General features: G+C 64.6%; 7 protein-coding genes and 1 tRNA gene. 7 read left to right on the plus strand and 1 reads right to left on the minus strand.

Going from position 1 to position 9,637, the window contains the following annotated elements; genetic code table 11:
- On the minus strand, positions 1-2,347 hold a 2,347-nt coding region (locus MK313_RS16905), incomplete at its 3' end, for a 5'-nucleotidase C-terminal domain-containing protein (RefSeq protein ID WP_287783158.1).
- Between the two features lie 244 nt (positions 2,348-2,591).
- Between MK313_RS16905 and MK313_RS16910 the strand changes: the two genes are divergently transcribed.
- The 7 genes from MK313_RS16910 to MK313_RS16940 all read left to right on the plus strand — a co-directional run.
- Positions 2,592-3,374, plus strand: coding sequence for an HpcH/HpaI aldolase family protein (locus MK313_RS16910; RefSeq protein ID WP_287783160.1), 783 nt, complete (start codon positions 2,592-2,594; stop codon positions 3,372-3,374).
- 41 nt (positions 3,375-3,415) lie between these two features.
- On the plus strand, positions 3,416-4,858 hold the full coding sequence (locus MK313_RS16915; protein ID WP_287783171.1) for an NAD(P)H-hydrate dehydratase: 1,443 nt from the start codon (positions 3,416-3,418) through the stop codon (positions 4,856-4,858).
- A gap of 138 nt (positions 4,859-4,996) precedes the next feature.
- Positions 4,997-5,081, plus strand: a tRNA-Leu gene (locus MK313_RS16920).
- A 103-nt stretch (positions 5,082-5,184) separates the two neighbouring features.
- Positions 5,185-6,750 carry a trigger factor gene (gene tig / locus MK313_RS16925; protein WP_287783163.1) on the plus strand — a complete coding sequence of 522 codons (1,566 nt, stop codon included), beginning with the start codon at positions 5,185-5,187 and terminating at the stop codon, positions 6,748-6,750.
- Between the two features lie 114 nt (positions 6,751-6,864).
- On the plus strand, positions 6,865-7,506 hold the full coding sequence (gene clpP / locus MK313_RS16930; RefSeq protein ID WP_040706670.1) for an ATP-dependent Clp endopeptidase proteolytic subunit ClpP: 642 nt from the start codon (positions 6,865-6,867) through the stop codon (positions 7,504-7,506).
- A gap of 181 nt (positions 7,507-7,687) precedes the next feature.
- Complete coding sequence (gene clpX, locus MK313_RS16935) at positions 7,688-8,956, plus strand: ATP-dependent Clp protease ATP-binding subunit ClpX (RefSeq protein ID WP_287783166.1); 1,269 nt, start codon at positions 7,688-7,690, stop codon at positions 8,954-8,956.
- Positions 8,957-9,193: 237 nt separating this feature from the next.
- Positions 9,194-9,637: LON peptidase substrate-binding domain-containing protein (locus MK313_RS16940; protein ID WP_287783168.1), on the plus strand; the 444-nt coding region annotated here is incomplete at its 3' end.

Below are 9,637 nucleotides of genomic sequence, written 5' to 3' on the forward strand. Positions count from 1 at the left end.
CGAACAGGAAGAAGTCCACACCGCTGCCGCCGGCCAGCGTGTCGTTGCCCTGACCGCCATAGATCAGGTCGTTGCCGGCCCCACCATCGATCGAGTCATGGCCCTTGCCGCCGCGCAGCACCTCGCCGGCATCGCCGCCCAGAATGGTGTCGGCATTGCGATTGCCGTTGGCCACCGTCACGCCGCTGTCGGCCCGAAGGTCGACGATGTCATTACCGTCGCCGCCTTCGATGGTGTCGTTGCCCGCACCGCCGGTCAGCGAGTCGTTGCCGGCCCCGCCGCGGATGCTGTCATTGTAGTCGCCGCCATTGATGGTGTCGGCGCCGTTGGTGCCGTTGCGCTGCTCGGTCAGGACGCTATCGCTGCGCGCCGACAGGTTCTGGATGCGGGTGTCCAGGCTGGCGGCCGTATCGGCCTCTGCATAAGGCGTGGTGCTGTGGAAGGCCGCCAGATATTCGGCCAGCGCGTCCTGTTCCGTGCCCGGATCGGCGAAGGTGGCGAGCCCGGCCTCGGTCAGCGTGTCGGCGAGATCGACCCGGTTCGCGAAGGTCGGGTTGGCGGCAATGAAATCGTCCAGCGGATAGCTGTCGCCGCCATCGGCCAGGAAGCTCAGCGTCACCATGCGGATGGCCCGGCCGGCATCGCCCGCCAGCTCGCCATTCTGCACGATGACATCGACGATGAACCCGTCATCATTGACGATGGCCAGGTTCTGCACCCGGCTGCCGGCTTCCAGGCTGGTGTCGTAGCTGAAGCGGATGCCGCCCCACTGGCCGAACTGGCCCGGCGTGGCGCTGCCGCCGGACGCGGCGACCGAATGCTCGACAAGCTGCTTCAGCTGATCGGCGGTGACGGTGACCACCGACAGCGCGTTGTTGAAGCGCAGCGCGTTCAGGATGTCGAGCTGCGAGATCTGGCCGGCCTCCTTGCCGGAGAGCGCATTGGCCTCCGGCGGGGACAGCTCGTACACGCCGGGCGAGGTCTCGCTGACCTGGCCGATGGCGGCACGGATGCCGCCGCCATTCTTCATCGACACCAGCACGCTGCTGTCTGTCTGCTGCGCGACATAGAGGTTGGCGTCGGCGGTCAGATTGCCGAGGTTGGTTTCCTCGGTACGGACGGAGCCGCGCACGCCGTTCAGATAGACATCGGTGTTGCCGAAGACATTGCCGTCCTGCGCGGTGACAATGGTGCTGACCGCGCTGGTCAGTTCCTGCACCAGATCGCCCTTGCTGCCGTCGGCGAAGGCGTCCGCCGTGCCGTACAGTGCCTCGACCTGCTCCGTGGTGGCGGCGAAGGCGCCGCTGACATTGGCGTCGATGCTGGAGGCGTCGAGCACGCCATTATCGTCGAAGGTGACGACCAGCCGGCCGACATAGCTGTATTCACCATCGGTGCTGACGATGGCGACCGGGTCGCCGTCGGCATTGGTGGTGAGGAACGGATAGGTCTCGGCCGGCGTGTCGCCGTCCTTCAGGCCGCGCGAGACGTCCTCGGCATCGGCCTGCAGCGTGTCGGAACCACCGGCGATGATGACGTCCACGCCCTTCAGCAGGCCGGCCAGTTCCTTTTCCAGCGAAATCTGCTGCAGGTGGCTGACCAGGATGATCTTGTTGATGCCGGCGGCCAGCATCGCGTCGATCTCCGGCTGGATGATCGCGGCCAGCGCGGCCATGTCGTTGCTGCCACCGCTCTCGACGGAGACGGTGCCGGGCGAGGAGATCGAGGCCAGCAACTGCGTCGTCGCGCCGACCACGCCGATCTGCTCGCCGTCGCGCTCGATGATGGTGGAGGCCGCCAGCTTCGGCGCGCCGGAGACGAGTTCGCCTTGCGCATTCAGCGACTGGAAGGCGGTGTTCTGCTGCAATGTGCTGCTGTACAGCGCGTTCAGCCCGCTATTGGCAGAGAAATCCAGATTGGCGCTGAGATACGGGAACATGGTGCCCAGCCAGCCGGTATTGGCCGTGCTGCTGCCCAGGCTGGCGGAGATCACTGACTGCAGCCCGTCCGTGCCGGCGTCGAAATCATGGTTGCCGAGCGCCGAGGCGTCGAACCCGATGGTGTTCATGATCGCGATGTCGAGGCGACCGGAACCGGTGGACAGGCCCGAGAAGGTCTGGCCATAGAGCTGCGTATAGACCGAGTTCAGCGTTGCCGCGACCGAGGAGTCGGCGGCCGCGTTGAAGAACGGGCCGGGAATGAAATTGTCGCCCGCGGACAGTACGATGGTGTTCGCGTAGGTATCTTCCAGATAATCGACGATGGCGGCGAAATTCGGCGCCTGGCTGATGGCATCGACACCGCCTTCCAGGTCGGAAGCGTGCAGGATTTGAAGCGTATAGGCCATTTGAGTTCCCCCTCTTAAGCCTCAGCGGGCCGCAATCGCCCGATCCTGTCCCGATTAAACGGCGGCAGTTACGTCGGCATTGCAGGGTGGTTGCGGGGGTGTGAAGAGTTGCGGACGGTTTCATGAACTGGACATGCCGATGCCGTGACCGGTGCAGCGCAGACCTGCCCTCGCGTGCGCTTGTCAGGCCGTTTTGCCCGGCCTATGCATGAAGCGTCTGTAATGCAGGGGGAGGAACAATAAGGTGACCCAGAACACGCCGCTGAAGCACAGCTTGCAGGCGGGCCGGCCGGCCCTTGGCTGCTTTCTCAACATGGCGAACGGCATGTCGGCGGAAATCTGCGCCCGCGCCGGCTTCGACATGGTGCTGATCGATTGCGAGCACGGGCCGGGCGATATCACGGCGGCGATCCAGCAGATGCAGGCGGCGAACGCGGGCGGCTGCCCGGCGATGGTGCGCGTACCGTGGAACGATACGGTCTATCTGAAGCGCATCCTGGATGCCGGCGCCGAGGGCGTGATGATCCCCGCCATCAGCACGGGGGCGGAGGCGCAGGCTGCCGTTGCCGCCTGCCGCTATCCGCCGCGCGGCGTGCGCGGCATCGCCTATCCGATTGTCCGCGCCTCCGGCTATGGCACCGACCTCGCCACCTATCTGGAAAAGACGGTGGATGAGCTGCTGATCATGGCGCAGATCGAAACAAGGGCAGGCGTCGAGAATGCCGCGGCCATTGCCGGCACCGAGGGTGTCGACCTGATCTTCGTCGGGCCGATGGATCTCTCCGCCAGCCTCGGCTATTTCGGCCAGCCGGACCATCCCGAGGTGCGCAAGGCCATTGACGGCGTGAAGGCGGCAGTGAAGCAGGCCGGCAAGCTGATCGGCATCATCCCGACGCCGGAGTATGACGCCCGCACCCTGTTCGGCCAGGGCTTCGATCTGGTGCTGGATGGCGCGGATGTCGCCTTCCTGCGCGACGGAGCGCTGGCGAAGGTCCGCGCCGTGGCCGACATCACCGGCGGGAAGTAGCCGTGAAGGCCGGCCCGCTCGCCCTGCTGACCACCGCGCAGATGTATGCGGCGGACCGGGCGGCGATGGCGGGCGGCGTTCCCGGCCTCGACCTGATGGAGGCGGCGGGCAGGGCGGTCGCGGAGGCGATCCGCCGGCGCTGGTCGCCCCGGCCGGTACTGGTGCTGGCAGGACCGGGCAATAATGGCGGCGACGGCTATGTCGCCGCGCGCCTGCTGTCACAGGCCGGCTGGCCGGTGACAATCGCCGCTCTGACGCCGCCCGAGACTCTTAAAGACGATGCGGCGGCGATGGCGGCGCGCTGGACCGGTCCGGTCATTGGTCTCGGCGATATCGGCTGGGATGAGGTTGGCCTCGTCATCGACGCGCTGTTCGGCGCCGGCCTGTCAAAGCCAGTGGAGGGTGCGGCTCGCGAAGCGCTGCAGGCGGCGGAAACGCGCGGCCTACCCATCGTCGCCATCGATGTGCCGAGCGGTGTCTCCGGCGATAGCGGGGCGGTTCTGGGCTATGCGCCGCAGGCGGCGCTGACGGTCAGCTTCTTCCGCGCCAAGCCGGGCCATCTGCTGCTGCCCGGGCGCGATCTCTGCGGCTCCGTGGAGATTGCCCCCATCGGCATTCCCGATAATGTGCTGGACGAGATTAAGCCCAGCTGCTGGCACAACGGCCCCGCCCTGTGGCTGGACAGCCTGCCGGTGCCGCGTGGGGAAACGCACAAATATCATCGTGGCCATGGGCTGATTCTGGGCGGGCCGATGACTGGCGCCGGCAGGCTGGCGGCGCAGGCTGCGCGGCGCATCGGGGCAGGGCTGGTCAGCCTTGCCGTGCCGCCGGGCACCGCTGCCATCTACGCCGCGGATCATCCGGGCGCCATCGTTCTGGAATGCCCGGACAGCGAGGCGCTGGCCGATATCCTGCGCGATCCACGTCGCAACGCGCTGCTGACCGGGCCGGGGGCGGGCACCGGGCCGGAGCTGCGTGACACCGTCGCCGCAGTTCTGGCGACAGGCCGGCCCACGGTGCTGGATGCCGATGCGATCTCTACCTTTGCCGGCGATGCCGAGGCGCTGGCCGGGCTGATCCAGGGGCCGTGCGTGCTGACCCCGCATGAGGGGGAGTTTGCGCGGCTGTTCCCTGATATTGAAGGCGACAGGCTGGCCCGTGCACGGGAAGCGGCGCGGCGGCTGGGCGCGGTGCTGGTCCTGAAGGGGTCGGACACGGTCATTGCAGCACCCGATGGCAAGGCGGCGATCAACGACAATGCACCGGCCGACCTGGCGACGGCGGGCAGCGGCGATGTGCTGGCCGGGCTGGTGCTGGGGCTTCTGGCGCAGCGCATGCCGGCTTTCGAGGCGGCGTGCGCCGCGGTCTGGCTGCATGGCGCCGCCGCGGGGACAGCGTCGGCAGGGCTGATCGCCGAGGATATTCCGGACCGGCTGCCGGGCTTGCTGCAGCGGTTGCGACGGAATCCTGTAGCCGGCTTTTGAGCGGGTGTTGCCGCGTCCCGGCAATTGGTATACAAGCGCCCCCTTAGCGTTGCTCGGGAGAGCGGCGATAGCGTCTGGCTGCTTGGCTCTTGGCCTCTCGGCTGGCGTGTCGCGATCCCGGCCGGTGCGGCGTCCCGGGCGGGCGTGGTGAAATTGGTAGACACGCAGGATTTAGGTTCCTGTGGCGAAAGCCGTGGGGGTTCAAGTCCCTCCGCCCGCACCATGCCATATCAGGCTGGATTGCCGTTCCGGACAGCGCGCTTATAGAGATTCGACGAGACACCGCCGCCCGTCGCGGCCCCAGACGAGAACGATTCGAGAGCCCCATGGAAATCACCCAGACGCAGTCCGCCGGCTTGACCCGTGAATTCAAGGTGGTCGTCGCCGCCAAGGACATCGAGGAAAAGCTGAATATCCGTCTCGCGGAAGTGCAGGGGATGGTCAACCTGCCGGGCTTCCGCCCCGGCAAGGTGCCGCTGACGCTGGTGAAGAAGCGCTTCGGCGCCTCGGTTATGGGGGAAGTGCTGGAGCAGGTGGTGCAGGACAGCTCCAGCCAGGCGCTGGCCGAGAACAATGTCCGCCCGGCCATGCAGCCGCAGATCGAGATCGAGAAGTTCGACGAGGGCGCCGACCTCGAATACAAGTTGAAGGTCGAGGTCATGCCGGAGATTGTGCCGGTCGATTTCTCCACCATTGAGGTCGAGCGCGAGACCGCCGAGATCGCCGAGGATGAGATCGAGCAGGCGATGTCCCGCATTGCCGAGCAGAACCAGCAGACCAAGCCGGTCGAGAAGAAGCGCGCTGTGAAGAGCGGCGACGTGGTGGTGATCGACTTCACCGGTAAGCTGGAAGGCAAGGATGATGACCGGCTGAAGGGCGAGGGTGCGCGCCTGACCCTGGGCTCTAACACCTTCATCGCCGGTTTCGAGGACCAGCTGGTCGGCGCCAAGCCGGGCGATACCCGAGAGGTGAAGGTGACCTTCCCCGAGGAGTACGGCAATGCCGAACTCGCCGGCAAGGAAGCCGTGTTCACTGTCGAGGTGAAGGAGTTGCACGAACCGATCCCGGTCGAGATCAATGACGAGTTCGCCAAGACCCTGGGCTTCGATGACCTGGCCGGCGTGAAGGCGGCGATCCGCCAGCAGATCGAGGGCGAGTACAAGCAGGCCGCGCGCACCAAGGTGAAGCGCCGTCTGCTCGACAAGCTGGCCGAGTCGCACAGCTTCGAGGTGCCGCAGGGCATGCTGGATGCGGAGTACGAGACCATCGTGCGCCAGGTCGCTGGTGCCGGCCATGATCACGACCACGACCATGCGCACGACCACGATCATGACCACGACCATCATCATCACGATCATGACCATGGGCACGATCACGACCATGATCATGGTCATAAGCACGCCGTGGACGAGAAGCTGAGCGACGAGGAGAAGGCGGAATACCGCACCATCGCGGAGCGCCGCGTTCGCCTCGGCCTGCTGCTCTCCGAGGTCGGCCGGCTGAACAACATTGATGTCGCTGACGAAGAGGTGCAGCGCGCGATGATCCAGGAGGCCAGCCGCTATCCGGGACAGGAGCGCCAGGTGATCGAATTCTATCGCGGCAACCCGCAGGCGCTGGCCAATCTGCGCGCCCCGCTGTTCGAGGAGAAGATCATCGACTTCATCCTCGAGATGGCGAAAGTGTCGGACAAGACCGTGACGCCGGAAGAGCTGTTCAAGCCGATCGACGAGGATGGCGAGGAGGCCGATTCCGGCAAGAAGAAGCCGGCGAAGAAGACCGCTGCCAAGAAGACCAAGGCTGCCGACAAGGACGCCAAGGAGACGAAGGCGGAAGACGCGGAAGCCAAGCCGAAGAAGACCACCAAGAAGGCCGCCGCGAAGTCGGAGTGAGCCGGCGCTTGAAGCCGGGCTTGTTGCGGGCCAAATTCCCATGACATGATGCCAACGCCGCCGGGCAGGGCGCCCGGCGGTTCCGGTCCGAAGCAGGAAAGCACCCGACTGATGATGCGTGAGCGTGATCCGATTGACGTCTACATGAACACCCTGGTCCCGATGGTGGTCGAGCAGACCAACCGGGGCGAGCGTGCCTACGACATCTATTCCCGTCTGCTGAAAGAGCGGATCATCTTCCTGACGGGGCAGGTCCATGATGGCGTATCCAGCCTGATCTGCGCCCAGCTGCTGTTCCTGGAATCCGAGAATCCGACTAAGGATATCGCGCTCTACATCAATTCGCCGGGCGGTGTGGTCACCTCTGGCCTCGCGATGTACGACACCATGCAGTATATCCGGCCCGACGTTTCCACCCTGTGCATCGGCCAGGCGGCCTCCATGGGCTCGCTGCTGCTGACCGCGGGCGCCAAGGGCAAGCGCTTCTGCCTGCCGCATTCCCGCGTGATGGTGCATCAGCCCTCCGGCGGTGCCCAGGGGCAGGCGACAGACATCGAAATCCAGGCCCGCGAGATCCTCTCGATCCGCGCCCGACTGAACCGGATTTACGCCGATCACACCGGCCAGCCGATCGAAGAGATCGAAAAGACGCTGGAGCGTGACCGTTTTATGTCGGCCGAAGAAGCCAAGAATTTCGGCCTGATCGACGAGGTCGTGTCACGGCGCGCCATTCCTGAGGGCGAAGAAAAGAAATAGGCATCAATGGGTTACGGCTTGTGCCTTTACCTGGCGCGATCCGTAACCCATTTGAATCCTGTTGATCGCGTGAAGCCGGCTGTAACGAAAACGACGCGCAGCCGCGTTTTTTCACGTTGAGCGTAGCGGAACGCTGCGTCTAACATAGAATATTAAGCGCACGTGACCCCACGGAGTTAAGATGAGCAAATCCGGCGGCGGCGATTCGAAGAACACGCTTTACTGCTCCTTTTGCGGCAAGAGCCAGCACGAGGTCCGCAAGCTGATTGCGGGCCCGACCGTTTTCATCTGCGATGAATGCGTCGAACTGTGCATGGACATCATCCGCGAGGAGCACAAGAGCAGCCTCGTCAAATCGCGTGACGGCATTCCGACGCCAACGGAAATCCGGACCGTGCTGGACGACTATGTCATCGGGCAGGCGCATGCAAAGCGCGTGCTGTCCGTTGCCGTGCACAACCACTACAAGCGGTTGGCGCATGGCGCGAAGAATGGCGATGTCGAGCTGGCCAAGTCGACCATCCTGCTGGTCGGCCCGACCGGCTGCGGCAAGACGCTGCTGGCGCAGACGCTGGCGCGCATCATCGATGTGCCCTTCACCATGGCCGATGCGACCACGCTGACTGAGGCTGGCTATGTCGGCGAGGATGTCGAGAACATCATCCTGAAGCTGCTTCAGGCCGCCGACTATAATGTCGAGCGGGCGCAGCGCGGCATCGTCTATATCGACGAGGTCGACAAGATTTCGCGCAAGTCCGACAATCCGTCGATCACCCGCGACGTGTCGGGCGAGGGTGTGCAGCAGGCCTTGCTGAAGATCATGGAAGGCACCGTCGCCTCCGTGCCGCCGCAGGGCGGGCGCAAGCATCCGCAGCAGGAATTCCTGCAGGTGGACACGACCAACATCCTGTTCATCTGCGGCGGTGCCTTCTCCGGCCTGGAGAAGATCATCGGGCAGCGCAACAAGGGCACCTCAATTGGCTTCGGCGCCGATGTGCAGGGGCCGGACGAGCGCCGCACCGGCGATGTGCTGCGCGAGGTCGAGCCGGAGGATCTGCTGAAGTTCGGCCTGATCCCCGAATTCATCGGCCGTCTGCCGGTCCTCGCCACGCTTGAGGATCTGGACGAGAACGCGCTGGTGGACATCCTGACCAGCCCGAAGAACGCGCTGGTGAAGCAGTATCAGCGCCTGTTCGAGATGGAGGATGTGCACCTGACTTTCGCCGAGGACGCGCTGCGCGCCATCGCGCAGAAGGCGATCCAGCGCAAGACCGGTGCACGCGGCCTGCGCTCGATCATGGAGGGCATCCTGCTCGATCCGATGTTCGACCTGCCGGGCATGGAGGACATCGACGAGATCGTCATCAACCGCGAGGTGGTCGAGAGCAAGGTTGCACCGCTCTACGTCCACAGCCGGGAGCGCAGCAAGGACGCCAACACAAGCGCGTGACGGTGCTTGCGGCAGCCCAAATCATCGAAATCGGGACCGGCCACAACTCCTAAACAAGGGGTTGTGGCTGTTCCGTCTTGACGGACGATGTGTGGTGCTGCCACGCTCTTGAACGGGCCAAAACAAAGGCCATCTGAATAGGCGAAAGGTCGATCTGAAATCCCGCGCCATATTTGCCGCTTCCCCACCTCTCGAAGCGGCTCTCCTCCCGGCGGGACAAGGTCGAAATGAGGTAGAATGTACGAACAATCGCGTGGCGGTACGTATCCGGTTCTCCCGCTGCGGGACATCGTGGTGTTCCCGCATATGATCGTTCCCCTTTTCGTCGGGCGCGAAAAGTCGGTCCGCGCACTCGAAGATGTGATGCGCGACGACAAGCAGATCATGCTGGTGACGCAGAAGGATGCCAGCCAGGATGATCCGCAGTCCGGCGACATCTATCAGGTTGGTACCATCGGTACCGTGCTGCAGCTGCTGAAGCTGCCGGACCAGACCGTGAAGGTGCTGGTCGAGGGCGGCCAGCGTGCCCGGATCAAGAGCTTCACCGACAATCCGGACTTCTTCCAGGCCTATGCCGAGGTGTTCGACGATGTCGCCACCGAACGGCAGGAGCTGGAGGCGCTGTCGCGGGCCGCGGTGACGCAGTTCGAGCAGTACATCAAGCTGAACAAGAAGATCCCG

This window comes from Oceanibaculum sp. (genome assembly GCF_022449305.1).
GTDB classification, from domain to species: domain Bacteria; phylum Pseudomonadota; class Alphaproteobacteria; order Oceanibaculales; family Oceanibaculaceae; genus Oceanibaculum; species Oceanibaculum indicum.